20 protein-coding genes are annotated in these 18,442 nt (G+C 63.6%); 5 read left to right on the plus strand and 15 right to left on the minus strand.

Annotated elements, in window-relative coordinates:
• Positions 1-21: 21 nt before the first annotated feature.
• From trpA to MXF70_RS11180, 13 genes are all read right to left on the minus strand, one after another.
• Positions 22-909, minus strand: coding sequence for a tryptophan synthase subunit alpha (trpA, locus tag MXF70_RS11120; RefSeq protein ID WP_248515706.1), 888 nt, complete (start codon positions 907-909; stop codon positions 22-24).
• Positions 906-2,195, minus strand: coding sequence for a tryptophan synthase subunit beta (gene trpB / locus MXF70_RS11125; protein WP_248515707.1), 1,290 nt, complete (start codon positions 2,193-2,195; stop codon positions 906-908). Before trpB ends, trpA begins: the two co-directional genes overlap by 4 nt.
• Complete coding sequence (gene trpC, locus MXF70_RS11130) at positions 2,192-2,998, minus strand: indole-3-glycerol phosphate synthase (protein ID WP_248515708.1); 807 nt, start codon at positions 2,996-2,998, stop codon at positions 2,192-2,194. Before trpC ends, trpB begins: the two co-directional genes overlap by 4 nt.
• A gap of 80 nt (positions 2,999-3,078) precedes the next feature.
• Entirely contained in the window at positions 3,079-4,251 is a 1,173-nt protein-coding gene (cofG, locus tag MXF70_RS11135; RefSeq protein ID WP_248515709.1) for a 7,8-didemethyl-8-hydroxy-5-deazariboflavin synthase subunit CofG, read from the minus strand.
• A gap of 96 nt (positions 4,252-4,347) precedes the next feature.
• Complete coding sequence (cofC, locus tag MXF70_RS11140) at positions 4,348-4,956, minus strand: 2-phospho-L-lactate guanylyltransferase (RefSeq protein ID WP_248515710.1); 609 nt, start codon at positions 4,954-4,956, stop codon at positions 4,348-4,350.
• A 41-nt stretch (positions 4,957-4,997) separates the two neighbouring features.
• On the minus strand, positions 4,998-5,993 hold the full coding sequence (locus MXF70_RS11145; protein WP_248515711.1) for a DUF4398 domain-containing protein: 996 nt from the start codon (positions 5,991-5,993) through the stop codon (positions 4,998-5,000).
• On the minus strand, positions 5,971-7,152 hold the full coding sequence (locus MXF70_RS11150; protein ID WP_248518392.1) for a tubulin/FtsZ family protein: 1,182 nt from the start codon (positions 7,150-7,152) through the stop codon (positions 5,971-5,973). The genes MXF70_RS11145 and MXF70_RS11150 overlap by 23 nt, the downstream gene beginning before the upstream one ends.
• A 410-nt stretch (positions 7,153-7,562) precedes the next feature.
• Entirely contained in the window at positions 7,563-8,465 is a 903-nt protein-coding gene (locus MXF70_RS11155; protein ID WP_248515712.1) for a complex I NDUFA9 subunit family protein, read from the minus strand.
• 136 nt (positions 8,466-8,601) lie between these two features.
• The gene (tmk, locus tag MXF70_RS11160) at positions 8,602-9,213 is read right to left on the minus strand and encodes a dTMP kinase (protein WP_248515713.1); all 612 of its coding nucleotides are present in this window, start codon (positions 9,211-9,213) and stop codon (positions 8,602-8,604) included.
• 124 nt (positions 9,214-9,337) lie between these two features.
• On the minus strand, positions 9,338-10,144 hold the full coding sequence (locus tag MXF70_RS11165) for an NAD(P)/FAD-dependent oxidoreductase (RefSeq protein WP_248515714.1): 807 nt from the start codon (positions 10,142-10,144) through the stop codon (positions 9,338-9,340).
• Between the two features lie 51 nt (positions 10,145-10,195).
• On the minus strand, positions 10,196-10,900 hold the full coding sequence (locus MXF70_RS11170) for a sensor domain-containing protein (protein ID WP_248515715.1): 705 nt from the start codon (positions 10,898-10,900) through the stop codon (positions 10,196-10,198).
• A 156-nt stretch (positions 10,901-11,056) separates the two neighbouring features.
• Positions 11,057-11,767: a DUF7521 family protein gene (locus MXF70_RS11175; protein ID WP_248515716.1), complete on the minus strand. Its 711-nt coding sequence runs from the start codon at positions 11,765-11,767 to the stop codon at positions 11,057-11,059.
• Positions 11,764-12,117 carry an ArsR/SmtB family transcription factor gene (locus tag MXF70_RS11180; protein WP_248515717.1) on the minus strand — a complete coding sequence of 118 codons (354 nt, stop codon included), beginning with the start codon at positions 12,115-12,117 and terminating at the stop codon, positions 11,764-11,766. Before MXF70_RS11180 ends, MXF70_RS11175 begins: the two co-directional genes overlap by 4 nt.
• Before the next feature lie 138 nt (positions 12,118-12,255).
• Between MXF70_RS11180 and MXF70_RS11185 the strand changes: the two genes are divergently transcribed.
• Positions 12,256-13,023: a coenzyme F420-0:L-glutamate ligase gene (locus MXF70_RS11185; protein ID WP_248515718.1), complete on the plus strand. Its 768-nt coding sequence runs from the start codon at positions 12,256-12,258 to the stop codon at positions 13,021-13,023.
• On the plus strand, positions 13,020-14,015 hold the full coding sequence (locus tag MXF70_RS11190; protein WP_248515719.1) for a 5,10-methylenetetrahydromethanopterin reductase: 996 nt from the start codon (positions 13,020-13,022) through the stop codon (positions 14,013-14,015). The genes MXF70_RS11185 and MXF70_RS11190 overlap by 4 nt, the downstream gene beginning before the upstream one ends.
• A 55-nt stretch (positions 14,016-14,070) precedes the next feature.
• On the opposite strand, the gene MXF70_RS11195 is transcribed toward MXF70_RS11190, so the two are convergent.
• On the minus strand, positions 14,071-14,253 hold the full coding sequence (locus MXF70_RS11195) for a DUF8024 family protein (RefSeq protein ID WP_248515720.1): 183 nt from the start codon (positions 14,251-14,253) through the stop codon (positions 14,071-14,073).
• Positions 14,254-14,532: 279 nt separating this feature from the next.
• On the opposite strand from MXF70_RS11195, the gene MXF70_RS11200 reads away from it, so the two are divergent.
• The gene (locus tag MXF70_RS11200) at positions 14,533-15,759 is read left to right on the plus strand and encodes a hypothetical protein (RefSeq protein WP_248515721.1); all 1,227 of its coding nucleotides are present in this window, start codon (positions 14,533-14,535) and stop codon (positions 15,757-15,759) included.
• A 63-nt stretch (positions 15,760-15,822) separates the two neighbouring features.
• On the opposite strand, the gene MXF70_RS11205 is transcribed toward MXF70_RS11200, so the two are convergent.
• A complete protein-coding gene (locus MXF70_RS11205) occupies positions 15,823-16,179 on the minus strand; it encodes a helix-turn-helix domain-containing protein (protein WP_248515722.1) in 357 nt (118 codons plus the stop codon).
• Positions 16,180-16,557: 378 nt separating this feature from the next.
• On the opposite strand from MXF70_RS11205, the gene MXF70_RS11210 reads away from it, so the two are divergent.
• Complete coding sequence (locus MXF70_RS11210; protein WP_248515723.1) at positions 16,558-17,598, plus strand: ATP-binding protein; 1,041 nt, start codon at positions 16,558-16,560, stop codon at positions 17,596-17,598.
• 45 nt (positions 17,599-17,643) lie between these two features.
• Positions 17,644-18,390, plus strand: a complete 747-nt coding sequence (locus MXF70_RS11215; protein ID WP_248515724.1) for an MBL fold metallo-hydrolase — start codon at positions 17,644-17,646, stop codon at positions 18,388-18,390.
• Positions 18,391-18,442: the final 52 nt, after the last annotated feature.

Genomic DNA, 18,442 nt, shown 5'->3' on the forward strand with positions numbered 1-18,442 from the left:
TCAATCTGTGGCAATCCCGGGTTATTGCCCTTCCGGTTCGGAACGGTTTTTGCGAGCGCCGGCCGCCGCTCCCTCGGTCAGTTCGCTCGCGAGCGATTCCAGCTGATTGGCCGTTTCGCGGACCGGTCGTCCGGTCTCGACGCCCTCCGCAACGACGTCGATCAACGCGCTTCCGACGATGATGCCGTCGGCGCCGCCAGCGACGATCCGCTCTGCGTGCTCGCCAGAAGAGATCCCGAAACCGACGGCCCGGGGAACCTCCCAGTCGGCGACGCGCTCGAGGATCGTGGCAGTCTGATCCGAGACGTCGCTTCGCGCGCCGGTCGTGCCGAGCCGGGCCTGCACGTAGACGTAGCCCGAGACGAGTTCCCGCATTCGATCGAGCCGATCCCCGTCCGTCGTCGGTGCGACGATGAAGATCAGATCGAGCCCGAACTCGTCGCATGCGGCCCGGAGGTCCTCAGCCTCCTCAGCGGGCAGATCGGGGATGACGAGCCCCTCTATCCCCGCCTCGGCGGCTCGCTCGACGAAGGGCCGTGGCCCACTCTCCGTACCGTACTGGTAGACGAGATTGTAGTAGGTCATGCAGACGAGCGAGGCCTCGACGTCGAGTGATTCCGCGAGTTCGAAATACCGGTCGGGGGTCATTCCCCCTTCGAGGGCTCGCGCGATCGCAGTCTGGATCGTCGGTCCCTCAGCCATCGGCTCGGAGAAAGGTAGCCCGAGTTCGATGACGTCCGCACCACCGCGGTCGAGTGCCTCGAGATAGGCCTTCGACGACTCGAAGTCGGGGTCGCCCGCCACCAGGTACGGGACGAAAGCCGGGCCCTCTGCGAACGCATTGGAGAGCGTGGATCCGTCCAGATCGCCCGAGCCGCTAGTGCCGGACGTCGTGGCGTCTCCCGTCATCGAATCCCCTCACGGAAGACGTCCATGTCAGGCGCTGCGTCGAGATCGCGGTCGGCGGACTCTTCGATGACCGTTTCGAGGTCCTTGTCGCCGCGACCGGAGACCGTGACGAGGATCGAGTCGCCGAGGGCCGCGCCACCCTTCTCGGTCTCCTCCACGACACCGATCCTCTCCTCGAGATAACCGAGTGCGTGCGCACTTTCGAGAGCTGGGATGATACCTTCCGTCGCGGAGAGTCGGTGGAACGCGGCGAGCGCGACGTCGTCGTCGACGTTTGCCGGCGTAACGCGACCCTCGTCGACGAGCTGGGCGAGCTCCGGCCCGACGCCAGCGTAGTCCAGGCCGGCAGAGACGGAGTGAGACTCCATGATCTGCCCGTCAGAGTCCTGAAGGAGCTTCGTCCGTGCGCCGTGAAGGACGCCCTCCTCGCCAGTCGAGAGCGTCGCGGAGTTGGGGGCGACCCCGGCCTCCTCGTCGACTTGCAGGGAGGAGCCGCCGGCTTCGACGGCGTGGAGGTCGACGCGATCGTCGCCGTCGCTGCCATCGTCGTCGATGAACGCCGCGAACGATCCCATCGTGTTCGACCCGCCACCGGCGCAGGCGACGACCGTATCGGGAAGCCCCCCGGTACGGTCGCGGAACTGCGCTCGAGCCTCCTCGGAAATCACTGCCTGAAAATCCCGGACCATGCTCGGGAACGGGTGCGGCCCCACGACAGAGCCGACGACGTAGTGAGTGTCCTCGACGGTCCCGGCCCAGTCGCGGAACGTCTCGGTGATGGCTTCTTTGAGCGTCCCGCGGCCCACGTCGACCGGATTTACCTCTGCGCCGTTGATCCGCATCCGGAAGACGTTGGGACGCTGTCGGTTGATGTCCGTCCGGCCCATGTAGATCTCGCAAGGCATATCGAGGTGTGCGCAGGCCATGGCCGTCGCGGTGCCGTGCTGGCCGGCGCCTGTCTCGGCGATGATCCGATCTTTGCCCATGTACTTCGCGAGCAGCACCTGGCCGAGTGCGTTGTTGAGTTTGTGCGCTCCACCGTGGAGGAGATCCTCCCGCTTGAGGTAGACGTCGCATCCGTACCGCTCGGAGAGCTGATCGGCCCGCTGGATCGGCGTCGGTCGGCCACCGAAATCCTGCAGGCGGGCACGGAACTCGTCCATGAAGCCGTCCTCGTTGTCGAGGACGTAGCGCTCGTAGGCATCCGTCAGCTCGTCGATAGCCGGCATCAGGGCTTCGGGAACGTACTGCCCGCCGTAGTCCCCGAACGTCGCGTCACTGCTCATGGCTGCCCCTCTCGTTCCGCGGTGGTGAACGTCTCGGTGTTCGCTCGCACGGTTGCTGTTCCCGAATCGCTTCCCGCTGCTGCGTGGTCCATGATCGCGCTCCCGATCAGCAACGCGTCGGCGCCCGCTGTTCGCATCCGGCGTGCGTCAGCAGCAGAACTGATGCCACTCTCTGCGATCACTGTCACGTCCTCGGGCACGTCGACGGACTCCAGAACCGCTTCGGTCGTCCCGAGATCAACCTCCAGCGCCGCGAGATCCCGATTGTTGACCCCGATGACGTGCGCACCGGCCTCGAGCGCTGTCTCGAACTCTGTCACGGTGTGTACCTCGACGAGGACCTGGAACCCGCGTTCCCGCGCAGCGACGAGGAGTCCCTCGAGATCGTCTACGAACCGGGCGATGAGGAGTACGACGTCGGCTTCGACGACGTCGAGCTGGCCATCCTTCAGTACGAAATCCTTCCGGAGCACGGGAACGTCGACGGCGTCCCGCACGCGTTCGAGCGTCTCCGGGCTTCCGCCGAAATGCTCCGGCTCCGTAAGCACAGAGAGTGCAGTGGCGCCACCATCGACCATCGCTTCGGCGAGCTCGACGGGATCGTCCTCGCGCGTCCCGTTTGCGGTCGGGCTCGTAGGTTTGACTTCTGCGATCACTGGCGTCCGGCCGTCTGCTGTGGCGTCGGCCACCGCCCCTGGAAGCGATCGCGGATCGACCGACAGGCGCCGATCCGGTGGCTCTCGCGCTCCGGCAGCGTCCAGGATGGAGCGCACGGCGGGCGCGACCTCTTCTCTAGCGTCCATATGTGTACACTAACGAACGGAGCTGGCCATAAGGCTTGCGGGGTCGTCTCGGTGCGGATCCGGCTGGGGCCGAGACGGGCTCACTCGAGGGACTCGTTCGCGAGGACACGCCGGTACCGATGACCGGCGTCGTCGTGGGCCGTGATCACGTCTCGAATCCGATCGGAAAGCCAGCGAGACTGGGACTCCATCTGGATCGGCTCTTCTGCAGTAGTCGGAGCCAGAGACTCGTTATCAGCCGTTTGCAGCTCGGCGGGTACGAAGCGTTCGTAGACAGGCAACCGCTCGAGTAGTGGGACGCCCGCGCCGTCTGCGATGGTCTGGAGGTGATCGAGCGCGGGCCACGCGTAGTCGGGATTGACGTGGTCGTCCGTGACCGGTGAGACGCCACCCAGATCGTCGATGCCACAGTCCACGACCTCACCTGCCGGCGCGAGATTCGGCGGCACCTGGATGGAGACCTCCTCCGGCATCGCAGCGCGGGCCATCGCGGTCGCTCGGCGAAGGGTCTCCAGGCCAGGGGTGTCGCCGTGCCAGCGCTCGTTCTCGCGGACCGGCTGGACGATGATCTCCTGTACGTGATCGTACCGCTCGTGTAGATCGCGAATTGCGAGCAGGCTCTCGGCCCGATCGCGCCAGTTCTCACCGATCCCGAGCAGGATGCCCGTCGTGAACGGGACGCCGAGCTCGCCAGCGGTGCGAATCGTGTGAAGACGCTGCCCGGGCGATTTCGTACGGGGGCCAGCGTGCGCGCCGACGTCGGCCGTCGTCTCCAGCATGACGCCCATGCTCGCGTTGAGATCTGCGACGGTCGCCATCTGTTCGCGCGTCTGATCGCCCGGGTTCGAGTGGGGCAACAACCCGGCGTCGAGCGCGATTTCACAGGCTTCGCGAAGATACTCGTGGATCGAGTCGTGCCCGAACTCGGCGAGCTGGTCGTAGATTTCGTCGTACCGATCGTCCGGATCGTCACCGAAGGTGAACAACGCCTCGGTGCAGCCGGCGTCGGCGCCGCGCTCGCACACGTCACGGATATCAGCCGGCGACATGAGCGTCGCCTCACCCGGTGGATCGAAGTACGTGCAGTAGGTGCAGGTGTACCGGCAGGCAGTGGTGAGCGGGATGAAGACGTTACGCGCGAAGGATAGCTCCTCGGCCGCTTCGACGTCGTCGGGACCCACGTCGAGCAGTCGCTCCACGTCCTCCGTTTCGATGGTCACGTCGACGTCGTATTCGGCGGCCCCGGGAATCACACTCGCGGATCGCCGCTCCGCGGGCAAATGCGTTCGGTTCGGGGCACCCGTCGCCGCACTCGGAGACGCCGCCGGATCCTGCAGACCGACCTGCTTTCAGCTCTCCCGGACGACGGTCGCACGGCCGTCTCTGACCGCGACGGCAAATCCGTGGGCCCGGAGCCAGTCGGGTGCCTCGCCGTCTCCGTGGAGCAGCACTTCGACGAGGTCGGCACGCTCGTCGACGTCGACGCCCAACCGTAACGAGTCGATCTCCGTCCACTCGAGCGCTGCGTCGCTCGCAATCTGTCGATGATCGCGGACGGAGACACCGTGATAATCGGTCGAGAACGTATCGTCGCGAACGACCAGTGCGTTCGTTCCCCCGCCGAGCCCTGGCACTGCGACGACCTCACCCTCAGCATCGAACAGTCGCTCCAGGGCGGCAGGCGTCGCAAGTCCGAGATCCGCCATGACGACGGCGACTGGGGGATCGTCGAGGAGTGAGTTACACAGCGAATCGAGTCCCCGCTCATCGACGACGACCTCCGCGTCAACCTCGGCTGGCCCCGTCGCGTACACTGTCGGCTCGTGACCAGTGGCTCGCACAGCATCAAGAACGTCGACAAGAAGTACCCGTGCGAATGACGTCCGTTCGTCGGCGTCGAACACACCGGAGAGCCGGCTCTTCGGATCGACGGCGTCGAACGGCACTGCAACGTCCATAGCTCCGCGTTGTGAGCGCCCCGAGAAAGGCGTGTCGTCCGCTACCCGAGCGGGTCGCGGTTCGGTCCCTGGCTCTGTTGCTGGTACCAGTAGACGCCACCGAGAATGCCACCGAGAATGAGGAGGCCGAAGACCCCGTAGAGAATCGGCCAGAGCAGACCCCCGTCGTCGGAATCGTCCGAACCGCCGTCGGAGGAAGCGTTTCCGCTGTCGTCACCGTTCTGGCTCGTGTTTCCGCCAGAGTCGGCCCCGTCAGCACTGGTACCGTCAGTGGACCCGTCGCCGGAAGTTCCATCAGAACTCCCATCGGTACTGGATCCGTCGTCGGTGGACGACCCGCCGTCAGATCCACCAGAGCCGGACGACTCGGCCTGGGACTGAGCTTCCTCGGCGAGTGAGACTGCGTTGGTGAACTCGGCGTTGTCGTACGCCGTGACGGCCTCGTCGAACGACGACTCGGCGTCAGAGACGTCCGCTCCGTCGTCGGATGCGGACTGAATCGCCGCGTCGGCGTCGTTCAGTGCCGTCCGGGCTTCTTTGCTGCCCGGGTCAGCGGAGGTGAAGTGATGGACCTGGTGTTCGGAGAGGTAGTTCACCTCCTCACCGTTGCCGATCACCTGTACGATTTCACCCCCTTTGAAAGTCGCTGGCTCCTCATAGGAGTAGGAGGATACCTCCGGCGTCGTCCCACTGATCTTTACGACGACGCGATCGGCGTCGGTCGAACTTTCCTCGAGGGTTACCGGATCCGGTTGATCACCGCTACTCTCGTGGGTGTTCAGTAACGTATCCCCTTGGTAGAGTTCGATCGTCCACTGCGCGTTCTGGAGCTCTGTCTGTCCGTTGAGTTGCCACGCGCTCTCGCTGGTGAACAGCTCTCCTAGCTCTACGGTGATCGTCACCGAATCGCCGACCTCGGCCTCCTCGGGCGCATCCTCTTGCGTAACCGAGACGGCACTCGCCACACCAACCGTGGCGACGAGCACGAGAACGGCGACGGCGACGAGCCCGAGCTTAGAAGAGTGGCTCCAGCTCATCCTCGTCGTCCTCGACAAGATTCTCGAGATTCTGCTCGCTCTCCTGTTTGATCTCGTCGATGTTGTCCTGTGCCTCGATGGCGACCTGCTGGAGCTCCTTGATCCGTGGGACGTTGTTCACGCCGGAGAGCAGGACCACGCTCGCCACTTTCCCGGAGTGGGGAACTGGGTAGTCGCCACCGCGAACCTCCATCGAACCGGTCTGCTCTTCGAGCCACTTCCGGCCGCGTTCGATGCCTTTCCGGTTCAGATGCATCGGCGGACCGCTCAAAACGAGCAGCGCACGTTCTGCCCCCTCGATCTCACAGGGGAGAGTGAGTCGACCAAGTGCAGCCTTGCGTACAAGGCTCGTGATGCGGTTCGTCGTGTGTGCGGTGTCGAGATTGTCCGTGGGCTCGTCGCCAGTGAAGCGGGAGAGGAGACCGCCGTCCCCGCCCTGGGGTTCGACGTCCTCCGCAGCGTAGCCAACGGTGGATACGCCGCCGCCGTCGAGCGTGTTGATGATCTCACTGGAGTCGACGACTGACTCGGCGACCTCGTCGCCGGCTTCGACCTCGCCAGCGCCGAAGAGGATCCCAAAGCGCGTGACGATCTCGTCGTTTATCTCCGCGTAGCCGCCCTCTACGGACTCGCCGGCCTGTCGCCAGGCGTCGTTGTCGAAGACGAGCAGATTGTCGACCTCCCGAACGAACGTCTGGAAGGAACGAGCAGCGTTGAGCGTGTAGATTCCTCCTTCGTCGGAGCCGGGGAGGACGCCCAGGCCGTAGACGGGTTCCGTATAGATCCGTTTCAGATGCTTGGCGAGAACGGGTGCACCACCAGACCCGGTGCCGCCGCCCATTCCGGCGACGATCAGAAAGGCGTCGATTTCGTGAACGGGTACCTGGTCGACGGCCCCCTGGACTTCGTCGATGTCTTCTTCGGCGATCTCGGCGCCGAGTTCGTTGTCGGCACCGACGCCGTGTCCCTTGACCCGGGACTGCCCGATCAGAACGCGATTCTCCTGGGGGACGTTGTCCAGTCCCATTAGGTCGGCTTTGGCCGTGTTTACAGCGATCGCCGAGCGGACGATACCGCTCCCGGTAGCCTGGTCGTAATCCAGGAACTTGTCGACGATCTTCCCGCCGGCCTGGCCGAATCCGATCATCGCCAGTTTCATCTTGAAATTGGCCTCGTAACGGTAGGAAAGCAGGATTAGGGTGATAAGCCTTGTGTTGGTCAGCATGACACGTGCGATGGGGTCGTGCCACCAAACCGCACCACAATGTCGACATCGTTGCTCTGCAGGCGCTCTCTCGAGCTCACAGTATTCCATCCGGGGTTCGCGATTTAAGTCACGGAAACCAGTCTGGCGCAGTTCCGTAGGTCGTGGCGACGTGTGATTACGATTAGGAAAGGATCAGCGTCGGTACTGTCGATGAGTGAAGTGTTACTTTTTGGAAGGAAGATTCTACCGCCAAGTCGGCCACGACTGCTAGTCTAGTGAGTACGCGAAATCACTGCCGAACGCCAACACGACTTGTTGAACTGACGGCACCTGGATCCTCTCCAAACGAGCGGGTCGAGGACTCAGTCGGCGATGCCAAGATACGAACTGAACGTGGTCAGTTCCGATGGCGATCGGCCGAACGCACTCACGTCGTTCTCGGAAACGGTGTTGTCCACTTTCAGGGAGCGGTACTGCTCTGCGGTGAACGGGAACGGCGGAACGACGCCGAGCACCGAGAGTCCCAGGCCGGCGAGGGGCATCGGGATCGGGACCACGCGCATTCGTTTTCCGTCGGCCTCGTACACCCGGCGAGTAATTTCCGCGAGCGTCAGGACCTCTGGCCCACCGAGTTCGTAGGTCTGATTCGCGTGATCGGTTTTGTCTGCGCAGTCGGCGAGCATCGGCGCGAGGTCGCCGATGTAAATGGGCTGGAACGGCGTCTTTCCACCCCCGGGAAGGGGTGACACAGGAACCAGGGGCGCGAACATCTGCTTGGCTCGCTTGGTGAAGGGGACGATCTCCGCGCCGTCGCCGAACACGATCGAGGGTCGGACGATGACGTGATCGAGATCTGCGGTGCGAACGACGGTTTCAGCCTCGCCCTTGGTTCTGAGATACTCCGTCGATGCATCCGGGTCGGCGCCCAGCGCACTCATCTGAACGATGCGGTCGACGTCGTGGGCCTCGGCTGCCTCGACGACGTGTTTCGTCCCATCGAGGTGGACGCCCTCGTGCGTGAGACCACTGGGCGTCTTGAACAGTGGCGAGAGTGCGACCAGATTGACGACGGCGTCCACGCCATCGAACGCCGACTCGATCGAATCGTATGCGCTCACGTCACCGACGACACCCTGGACGCCTTCGGGAAGCTCCTCGGGTTCTGGGTCTCTCGACAGCACGCTCACGTCGTGGTCGCGGTCGGCCAGTTCGGTGGCGAGTGCCGTCCCGATGAACCCCGTTCCGCCGGTGACGAGTATCTCCATACGACTCTATACGAACGGCACACTCAAAAAGGTCTGCGAGCCGGTAGGTCAGGAACTGGTCACGTCGAAACCGAATGATCGGGGTACAGAATTGGTCTGCGTCGGATCCTGCGTGCGACAACTGCGAGCCGGTGTGCTACAGTAGTTCGTCCACGACCGCCGCGATATCGTCCGATACCGCCGACACCGAACGCGTACCGTCTATCACGCGCACGTCGTTCCCTGCGTCACGTTCGGCTGCGATCGCTCGCTCGTAAGCCGCCTCGACGCGTTCGAGCGTCTCTGCGTGTTCGAAGCGATCGGTTCCCCCACCGTCGTCGGCGAGCCGCTCGATACACACCGCGGGTGGAACGTCGAGATAGAACGTCACGTCGGGGGAACGCGCTCGATCGTTGATCGATCGGAGCCAGTCGCCATCGACGCCGTCGGCGTGCTGGTACGCAAACGACGACAGCGAGTATCGATCGACGAGAACGACGTCGCCAGCGGCGAGGCTGGGTTCGATATCTCGGTCGATATGATCGAGTCTGTCGGCAGCGAACAGCAGGGCCAGCGTTTCGGCGTCGAAGTCGATTTCGCCCTCCAGACAGCGCCGAATCTGCGTCCCGACCGGTCCGTCGGTGGGCTCGGCAGAGAGCGCGGACGTTCGGCCAGTTTCGGCGTCGACGTACTCCGCCGTTCGCTCGGCCTGGGTCGTCGTGCCGGCGCCGTCGAGCCCCTCGAACGCCACGAACAGACCGTCGGTCATGGAAACCCCTTCGCCCGGCCGTGGTTTGGCCGTTACGGTCGGTACCGGATGGCGCCGATGTCGGCGTGTAGGTAAATCTCTCTATCCCTCACTCACAAGATCACGTACTCACTACCCCCCAATCTCACTCTTCGGGGTCGGTCTCGTCGCCCAGACTCGGGTGAGTTCGTGGTTCGTCTGGTGGCTCCTCGAGGAGAGCTCTCTGTCGCTCTCGACTCACGGACTCACGCTCGCGGCGCGTTTCGGCGTCGATCTCCTCACAGCCCGGCGGAACGTCCCGACCACGATCGGTGAAATACCCCTCCGGAGTCACCCAGTCGTGATAGAACGGAACGTCTGCGTCGTAGAGAACTGTCATAGCAACTTCGGCAGCGTGGCCGGCGGCGACCACGGTCTGGTGGGGTATGCCAGCGATCCTGCCAGCAGCGTAGACGTCGTCGGCCGAGGTTCGGCCATCCCCGTCGGTCTCCAGGAACGTCTTGGTCCCGCGCTGCTTGGTGGCGACGTCGAGTGGATAGAGATACGAACAGTCCGACCACGAGGCTACGACGAGTCGATTCGCGGCAATCGACAGATCGGCTGTTGTCGCCACCAGCTGGTCACCGTCTTGCGTCACTCCCTCGACGTGAGCGTCCACGACGCGAGCCCCCGCATCTACCGCTTGCCGTTCGGTCCCGCGAAGGAACCGACGCGCGTCGACGCCGCCCGGAAATCCGGGGACGTTTTCGAGATGTGCGTTTCGTTCGAGAATCGACGGGCCGCCGTCGACGACGATCGTATCCAGCCCAGCACGGGCAGTGTAGATCGCTGCTGTGAGTCCGGCTGGCCCGGCGCCAACGATGCAGACTTCCGCCTCGAACCAGCCGTGCTCGTCCCGATCCTCCTCGTCTCCGTTCGCTGTTTTCTCTCCCGCAGGCGCTTCCCCGTCCATGCGCGCATCTCGTCGAAACGGACAATGAACGCACCGGATCTGGACGCCCCGTTACCGGAGCATCACGTTGCTGTACAGTCCGAGGATCCAGCCCGCAAGATTCGTCAGGTGGAGCGAAATAACGAGCATGACAAGTCCGATCACCGATATGCCGAGCGCGTCGAGCAGCGAGTTGGCCATCCAACTCCCGATAGTAATCGGAACCACGAGTTCGATCTCACGAGTGCCCCAGCCGACGACCAGATCCGCCGACAGGTGCATCGTCTCTGGCAGGTGGATGCCGACAGATGCACCGCCGTAGTACAACGGCGTGAGTAGTAACGCCATACTCACTCCCACGGTGCACCAGAGGAGGACGAACGCACCGATCCCGACGAAGAACTTGCTCGGCAGATACACGAACCCGAGGAGCGTGCGGCGAGTCACCACCAGCGAGTGGATCACTTCGTGGGCAGAGTCGAGCTCCGGTTGCATCGACCGGTCGAACTCGACGTCGAGCAAACGTTTCGCAAGAACCCGTTCGAGCGCAAGAAACCCCACGGTCGCACCGATTGCCACAACCAGTATCGGGATCCCGACGAGGACTATCGCGAGCGCGATCCCCAGAGTGTACATCATCAGGAGTACAACAAAATAGACGATTCCCAGCGGGAAGGCGAGGGCGAGAAAGAGGAGCCGTCGGTACGTTCGCCCTTGGATCGCCACTCCGAAGAACCATCTGAGCGTGCTGATCATCCGAGACGTCACAGCGGCCATCGATATTCGATTCGACGAACGATATGAAAAACGTGCCGAGTACAGCCTCGCCTCGTGCGATTTGTTGCGTGCACACGGCGTGTAGAGTTCGGATAGATCACACAGCAAAGGGCGGGAAAGCAGACGCTATCGGGACATCAAACGTTTTGGTCAATCTCACGCACGCGTGAGCGAGTAGTAGACTGACAGGAGTCCGCCAACCTGTGAGAGCGAGGCTGCGAGCAGCGATCCGGCGTCGCTTGCACCGAGTACCGGCCCGATACCGAACGCCGCAATCGTCGGAACTACAGTCAGGAACAAGATCCCCATCGCGAGAAACGCCATCGGTGCACTGTCGTTTCGGCGGTACCCCCTGTAGGCCAGCCACGTCACGTAGCTCCCGACCAGCGGTGTGACACTGTACGCGATCCACACCAGGTGATCTATCGTGATGACTGTTGTAGCGATCACGAGCGGGAGGATCGTCGCTCGCTCTCGTCTGACACGTCGACGCGTCCGTGCCGGCGTTCTGACAGCCACGACGATAGCCAACAACCCGGCGAGTTCCGAGGAGGTCGCAGCGAGGATACGGAGCCGCGTGGCGTCACCGACCATCGTCGGTATGGCGATGCGGATCACCGTCGGTACCGTCGTCACGAGCAGAAGTCCAACGGCGATCGCGAGCATCGATCGGTCGCCCGACCCACGATAGCCAACGTAGAGCCGATAGGCGATCCCGATCGAAAGTACTGCAGCGACGACGAAGGTTACGAGTACGAGCCCCACCAGCAGCGCGGAGCCGCCTTCGGCCTGTGTCGCCTGGAGGGGAATGGCCGCACTTCCTCCAGCCACGGGCGTGACCGAGGACGCGATTTCGTTCCCCATCATCGGAGCCCCTCGTAGAGTTCGGTGAACCGATCGGCTGGATCGCGTTCCCGTTCGACGATCTCGATTACGACGCCGTCGCCGTCGATCTCTACGCTGACGCGCTCGACGCTGGCGAGATAGGTCTTGTAGTGGTGGCCGTCGGGATCGAGCGCCTGCTGAGCCTCGACCAGATCGTGTTCTCCGAGTCGGTCGAGGCGACGGTAGATCGTGGGTTCGGACGCGTCGCAGATGTCCGCGAGCTCGCCGGCGGATTTGGCCTCACCGCTGATCGCCACCAGAATCCGCCTGGCGTACTCATCGTCGAGAAGCGAGAGGACCGCCCGTTCCCACTCCGTCGCCACCGCTGCCATCGAATGCGACCAGTGTCTGGGCCAGACAAAAAGCCCCCGACACGTCCTGGTCGTAGGGGTTGCGTCTTTGCTCGCAGCTCTCGTAGAGCCGTCACCGGTAGCGGATACCTTTTCACGTCCGGCGCCGACCCCGCTGGTATGAACGCGATCGGGATAGAGGGGCTACCGGAGGTCCGCCCCGGAGACGACGTCGCGGCGCTGATCGAGGAGCGTACGACGCTCCGCGACGACGACGTCGTCTGCGTCGCGAGCACGATCGTCTCCAAGGCGGAGGATCGTGCGTTCGACCTCTCCGCCTTTCCCGCGAGCGAGCGGGCGCGATCGATCGCAGACCGGCTCGAAGCGATTTCGGGCGAGGAGAAGGACCCACGCTTCGCACAGGCCGTCATCGAAGAGAGCGACGAACTCGTCCTCGAGGCGCCTTTCATCCTCGCGGCAACGACGTTCGGCCACGTGGCGCCCAACGCCGGTATCGATCGATCGAACGTCCCCGACGACGACCTGCTACTCCTTCCAGAGGCCCCTAGTGCAAGCGCTGCGCGCATCCGCTCGAACCTCGACGCCGACGTGGGCGTCGTGGTGACTGACACCTGTGGTCGCTGTTTCCGACACGGCCAGACCGGCGTCGCGATCGGCTACGATGGCATTTCCGCCACGCGCGACTGGCGCGGCGAGACCGATCGGGATGGACACGAACTCGAAGTAACCAACGAATCGATCGTCGACGAGCTCGCTGGAACGGCGAATCTGATCACCGGGGAGGGCGACGATGGCATTCCGATCGTCGTGGTCCGAGACTTCGAGTTCGGCGCTCACGACGGCAGCGAGAACCTCTTTCGAGACGTGGACGACGACCTCGTTCGGGATGCCTTGCGGGACTGGAGTTTCGAGGGGGGTTCTACGTGACGCACACAACTGCAGGCCCAGCCGGCATCGAACTGACGCCGGAGCATCCGATCGAGCGGGTCGCAGAACTGGCGAGCCACGCCGAGGACGCTGGGTTCGACTCGGTATTCGTCGCGAACCACTACTTCAACCGCGACCCGTTCACTGCGCTGGCCCGGATTGCCACCGCGACCGACACGATCGGCGTGGGAACTGCTGGGGCGAACCCCTACGACACGCATCCCGTCGCGCTCGCATCGCGGATGGCGACGCTACAGGAGTCGAGTGCGGGCCGTGCCATTTTCGGTATCGGACCTGGCGACGCGTCCGCGCTGAACTCGCTGGGGATCGACCGCGAGCGACCACTTCGCCGGGTCCTCGAGACCGTGCAGGTCGCCAGAGACCTCTGGAACGGCGAGCGCGTGAGCGTGAACGGAACGTTCGAGGCCGCCGACGCCGGTCTGGAGTACGACGTCGAGCCGCTCCCGGCCTACGTCGCCGCACAGGGGCCCGACATGCTTCGCATGGGGGCAAAATACGGCGACGGGCTCCTCGTGAACGCCGCACACCCGGAGGATCTGTCGTGGGCTCGTGACCGCGTCGAGGAAGGAAAATCCCAGCGACAGGACGACGTCGATCCCGAGATGCTGGCGTACGCGAGCGTCTCGATCGCTCGGGACGGAACCGCTGCCCGCGAGCTCGCCCGGCGACCGGTCGCGTTCATCGCGGCCGGGGCAGAGCAACCAGTGCTCGATCGCCACGGCCTGGAGACGGATCGGGCGGACCGGATCGGCGCAGCACTCGAACGCGGGGACTTCGAACGCGCGTTCGACGCCGTTTCACCGGCTATGATCGACGCGCTGTCGGTCGCTGGAACGCCCGAAGACGTCGCCGACCGGCTCGAAGCCATCGTCGAGGTAGTCGACGGGGTCGTCGTTGGCTCCCCGCTTGGTCCCGATCTTGAGAACGCGATCGATCTCGCCGCGGACGCCGTCGAACGGGCGATGCAGTAGCTCTTTTGCGGTCGCTTCTCAGTCTGGAAGTGAAACAGCATGAGTAGAACCAGATTCAGTCCAGTGGCGTCGCGATGGACTCCAGCAGGGCACCGATCGTCAGGAACCCAACGACGCCGACGGTGACGGTCAACAGGAGTACTCCGACGAGCAATATCGGTGCGGCAAGCGGATCGGTCACAACGATATCACCGAGCAGTTCGAACGGATCGGTCGTCTGATCGAATCGAAGGGCCATAGTCCAGAGACGACCAGCACACGTTTTGTATGGCATCCGATACCTGAGCTTCGGCCGTCAGCTGGGGTTGCAGCCATAGTTGCTAGATTAAAAGTGGCCCCGCTCCACCGGTCACGTTTTGCTTTCACTCTCATCGTTTGCAACGTTCGTTCCTCTATCTGCGTTTCGAGGACACTGGAGGCCGCGAGCGTCGGCCGCCAATCATGTTCGGCTTCTATCGAACAGTATGGTGGTCAAAAGTTATATTCGTCCGGCCCGACTGCTCAACACATAGAGCATATGCCCGAGCGGTCGTCATCCGAACGCATCGAGGAGTACGTTGCCGTTCTCCGTGGAATTGGGCTGACCGAGTCGGCCATCGCCGACGCCCACGGAGACCGCGAGCGACCGGAACGTTCGCTAGATGCGTATCTGACAGACGTGTTACCGGGCACCGAAAACGCCGAGCTTCACGATCAGCTCGGCGACGCCATCGCCGCGTCGGCACGAGGCATCGACGCACCCGCCGAATACTGGAACCACGCTCCCGAAGTTCACCTCGACGAACTGCTCGCGCCCTACGGCTGTTCGATCACGATTCAGCCCTCGAAGTGGGCCGATACCCTCGCCGAGGGCAAGTTCGTCGTCCGGCTGACCGACGCCCAGGGGACCGAGTTCTGGACCAGATTCGACTACCCCGACAGTGAGCTGGGCTCGGACAACTACCCTGCGCTGCTCCACCACGTCGAAGAGCAGCTACTCGCACCTGCAGGGCTCCGAATCGTTCGTCTCGTCGCTCCACGCGGCCGCTGGCGGTTCGCGATGATGAGCGTCGACCAGCTTGCGGCGCTCGAAAAGCGGTACGGCGACCGGCTGCGGATCTTCGGCGCGCCGATACTCGCGGCCGACCAGCCTCCGGCCTTCGCAAACGAGCAACCACCAGTTCCGTCCTGGTACGATCCGAGCGACGAGTCCGACGAGGCGGACGAGTCCGACATCTCTCTCGACGTGCCGGCGACGGAGTCACTCGACGACCTCGAACCCACCGACGCCGATCTCGGTTTCGACGTCGATGACTCGCCGGAGTCGATTCTCGACTCCGTCGAAGGCGACGATGCTGGCTCTGGCACCACAGCAGCGGCCGCAGGCGAAGACGTCGAAGCGAGCGACGATCAGGTGCAGTCCGTTTTCGGCGACCTCTCCGACGTCTCACTCGAACCAGAAGATCCGGATCCGGAAGCGACTAGCAACGCCGGTGGCGGCACACTCGCGATCGACGGCGGGGCCGCGGCGGCGACTGATGCCGACGATCCGATGGACGATCTGTTCGACGAACTAAAACGTGACATCGCCGATACCGAGCCTGAAACGGGGGAGAATGCCGACGCAGGCCGCGAGGCCAACGTCGCGGATCTCGTCGAAAGCGTCGAGGAGGGATCGCCCCAGGGCGAGGAGCGCGACGACGTTCCGCAGGATGCGGCCGACCTCACGGCCTCGGAACTGTTCTCGAGTCTCGGCGACGAGTGAGCCGACACCTGCGGTTGAGGAACGAGTCCTACTGAAAACTGCTGATACGTGAGGGGCGATAGATCAGTCTTCGTCAGTGGCTTCGTCGCCGTCGCCACCGCGGACCGCCGCTTCCGCCGTCGCTGCACTCGCGCTCTGTGAGTCGGCGCGTCGATCGACGAGTGCGTCAAAATCGTCTGCAGCATCGTACTGGTCTCGGAGCTGTAGAGTGACGCGACCCCGCTCGGTGATCTCGTAGAGCCCTGACCGATCCGCAGGCCCGATCTTGCGGACGAGACCGTAGTCGTCGAGCACGGGAAGGCGATTGTTGACATTTTTCCGACTCTTGCCTGTGATCTCTGCTACGTTCGGAGCGACGTTCCTGCCGTAGGAGTGGAGCGCTTCCAGCACCAGGAAGTCAGTTGGTTGCCTCAGTCGCACAATTGGAGTCTAATACGCGTCGAGTGAGTAAATATCCTTGCCTTCGCCACGGCGACTGCCTCCGGCGTCTCTACTTGCGGTTTTCGCATCCCAAGGTGTGGCACAGCGGACCCCAATATCGTGGATCTGATTGGAGTAACCGGCCCCTACTCCAGAGGAAATTGCCAACGGTAATCTTATTAACCTCCGGGCCAAAGTCGTGATCGGGCCGGCGAACTGGCCGCGCCCACCCCTCTCCCCCACGATGCCGGATCCAACCACAGAAGACGTTGCCGACGCAGGTGACTGCCCCCGGGTCCCACCCAGCCCGGGCAACGTCACGTTTTTCGTACACGATACGGCGCGATCGATTCATCAGTTTACAGCGGGTGACGCTCAGTGAGCGACGCAAGTAGCAACGAACAGGCTACGGTTCGCCCTGGGCCGTCGATCGGAGGTTCGGCAGCGCTGTTCGAGCACGCCCCGCAACCCCTTGCCGCGGTTCGGAGTGCCGAAACACCCAGGATCGAGGTCGTCAACCGGGCGTATCTCGAGCAGTTCGACGGCCGATGCGTCTCAGACACCGAGCAGGGATCTTTCGGTCGCCAGACGCGCCTCTCCGATACCGAGCGCGAGGTCGCAGGGACAGCCATCGGCGGCGTTTCGACCCAGACCGTCACGACCAAACGGACGCCCGCCGGCCACCGCCAGTTTTCGGTTCGTGGCATTCCCGCTCCGGGGGCCGACGTCGCCGCCTATCTTCAGTTTCGAGACGTCACGGCCCGGCGAGTGCGCGATCAGCAGCTTTCCGTCCTACGACGCGTCCTCCGCCACGACCTTCGAAACGATCTAACCGTGTTGCTCGGCTACGCCGAAACCATCGCCGAATCGTCCGACGATCCGCGGTCCCGTGAGCAGGCGGCCATGATCGTCGAGGCTGCATCTGATCTCCGGGGTGTTGCAACGTCTGCAGGACGGATGCAGTCCGTGACCGAGACGGCAACCGCGACGAAACTCGGGAACGCGACGACCCGCGTCAGACGATCAATCTCGGCGTCCCTTTCCGGGGAGTTCCAGATCGCTGGGACCGTTCCGACGGTATCCGTCGATCGCCGTACTGGGGTCGCCGTCGAAGAGCTCTGTCGAACGCTGTCGGACCACGGCGACGCGACGTACATCCGCCTCGATCCACAGGTATCGAACGAGTGCGTGACTGTCACCCTCGAGACCGACGGCCAACTCTGTGAGCAACAGCGGGCGGCTCTGGAAGGACTGGACGAGACGAAACTTCGGCATGCCACAGGGATCTCGCCCTGGATCGCTCGCTGGGCCGTCCGGGCCGCTGGTGGGCAACTCCGGATCGACGACGATGCTGCGAGTCGGATCCACGTTACGGTTCCAATCGTCGAGGGCGGCTCGACGCCTCCGGCAGACGACTGAGGTCTCGTCGCCGGGTTGAAACCGTCCCGTCGCATCGAGCCCAGTATGCGCGTCACGTTTCTGGGAACTGGGAGTGCGATGCCCACGGGCGACCGGTACCAGGCGGGAATCGTCGTCGAGGACGCTGGCAACCGAGTTCTCGTCGACTGTGGGAGCGGCGTCATCCATCGGCTCCAGAGCCACGGCCCAGGCTACGAAGCGATCGACACGGTGTTGTTGACTCACCATCATCTGGATCACATTTCGGATCTCCTCCCACTCTGCAACGCGCGATACCTCGCTGGGGAGGAGCACCTCACCGTCGTCGGTCCGGAGGGTACCGAGTCGCTGCTCGACGACCTCTTCGAGGCTCACGAGCAGATGGACGACGAGATCGAGCTCACCGTCCGGGAGATCGGCCCGGGATCGACGACTGTCGCGGGATTCGACGTCGAGGCGCAGTGGACCCAGCACTCGATGCCCTGTCTGGCGTATCGGTTCGACGACCGATTCGCGTTCAGTGGGGATTCGGAAGCCATCGAGGAGCTCGCAACCTTCCTCGATGGGACGGCGGTCGTCGCTCACGACTGCTCGTTTCCCGATGGCATCGACGTCTCCAACCATCCGACGCCGTCACAGCTCGGAGAGACGCTCGCAACGGCCGACGCCGATATCGGTCGGCTCTATCTCACGCACCGGTATCCCCACGCGGACGGGCACGAAAAGGCGATGCTCGATTCCCTGACCGCTTCATACGACGTCGACGCGCGCATGGCTCAGGACGGACTCTCCGTGACGATCGATCAACGATAGCACGCTGGACGCACTGCAAGGACTCCAAACAGAGAACAGGGCGAGTATGGAC

The organism is Salinarchaeum laminariae, from assembly GCF_023204835.1.
Classification (GTDB): domain Archaea; phylum Halobacteriota; class Halobacteria; order Halobacteriales; family Salinarchaeaceae; genus Salinarchaeum; species Salinarchaeum laminariae.

Excerpts from the sequence above, each read along its gene's own strand:
- trpA (WP_248515706.1), bottom strand. The coding sequence starts at position 909 with ATGACGGGAGACGCCACGACGTCCGGCACTAGCGGCTCGGGCGATCTG.
- trpB (WP_248515707.1), bottom strand. The coding sequence starts at position 2,195 with ATGAGCAGTGACGCGACGTTCGGGGACTACGGCGGGCAGTACGTTCCC.
- trpC (WP_248515708.1), bottom strand. The coding sequence starts at position 2,998 with ATGGACGCTAGAGAAGAGGTCGCGCCCGCCGTGCGCTCCATCCTGGAC.
- cofC (WP_248515710.1), bottom strand. The coding sequence starts at position 4,956 with ATGGACGTTGCAGTGCCGTTCGACGCCGTCGATCCGAAGAGCCGGCTC.
- MXF70_RS11145 (WP_248515711.1), bottom strand. The coding sequence starts at position 5,993 with ATGAGCTGGAGCCACTCTTCTAAGCTCGGGCTCGTCGCCGTCGCCGTT.
- MXF70_RS11150 (WP_248518392.1), bottom strand. The coding sequence starts at position 7,152 with ATGAAACTGGCGATGATCGGATTCGGCCAGGCCGGCGGGAAGATCGTC.
- MXF70_RS11155 (WP_248515712.1), bottom strand. The coding sequence starts at position 8,465 with ATGGAGATACTCGTCACCGGCGGAACGGGGTTCATCGGGACGGCACTC.
- tmk (WP_248515713.1), bottom strand. The coding sequence starts at position 9,213 with ATGACCGACGGTCTGTTCGTGGCGTTCGAGGGGCTCGACGGCGCCGGC.
- MXF70_RS11165 (WP_248515714.1), bottom strand. The coding sequence starts at position 10,144 with ATGGACGGGGAAGCGCCTGCGGGAGAGAAAACAGCGAACGGAGACGAG.
- MXF70_RS11170 (WP_248515715.1), bottom strand. The coding sequence starts at position 10,900 with ATGGCCGCTGTGACGTCTCGGATGATCAGCACGCTCAGATGGTTCTTC.
- MXF70_RS11175 (WP_248515716.1), bottom strand. The coding sequence starts at position 11,767 with ATGATGGGGAACGAAATCGCGTCCTCGGTCACGCCCGTGGCTGGAGGA.
- MXF70_RS11180 (WP_248515717.1), bottom strand. The coding sequence starts at position 12,117 with ATGGCAGCGGTGGCGACGGAGTGGGAACGGGCGGTCCTCTCGCTTCTC.
- MXF70_RS11185 (WP_248515718.1), top strand. The coding sequence starts at position 12,256 with ATGAACGCGATCGGGATAGAGGGGCTACCGGAGGTCCGCCCCGGAGAC.
- MXF70_RS11195 (WP_248515720.1), bottom strand. The coding sequence starts at position 14,253 with ATGGCCCTTCGATTCGATCAGACGACCGATCCGTTCGAACTGCTCGGT.
- MXF70_RS11200 (WP_248515721.1), top strand. The coding sequence starts at position 14,533 with ATGCCCGAGCGGTCGTCATCCGAACGCATCGAGGAGTACGTTGCCGTT.
- MXF70_RS11215 (WP_248515724.1), top strand. The coding sequence starts at position 17,644 with ATGCGCGTCACGTTTCTGGGAACTGGGAGTGCGATGCCCACGGGCGAC.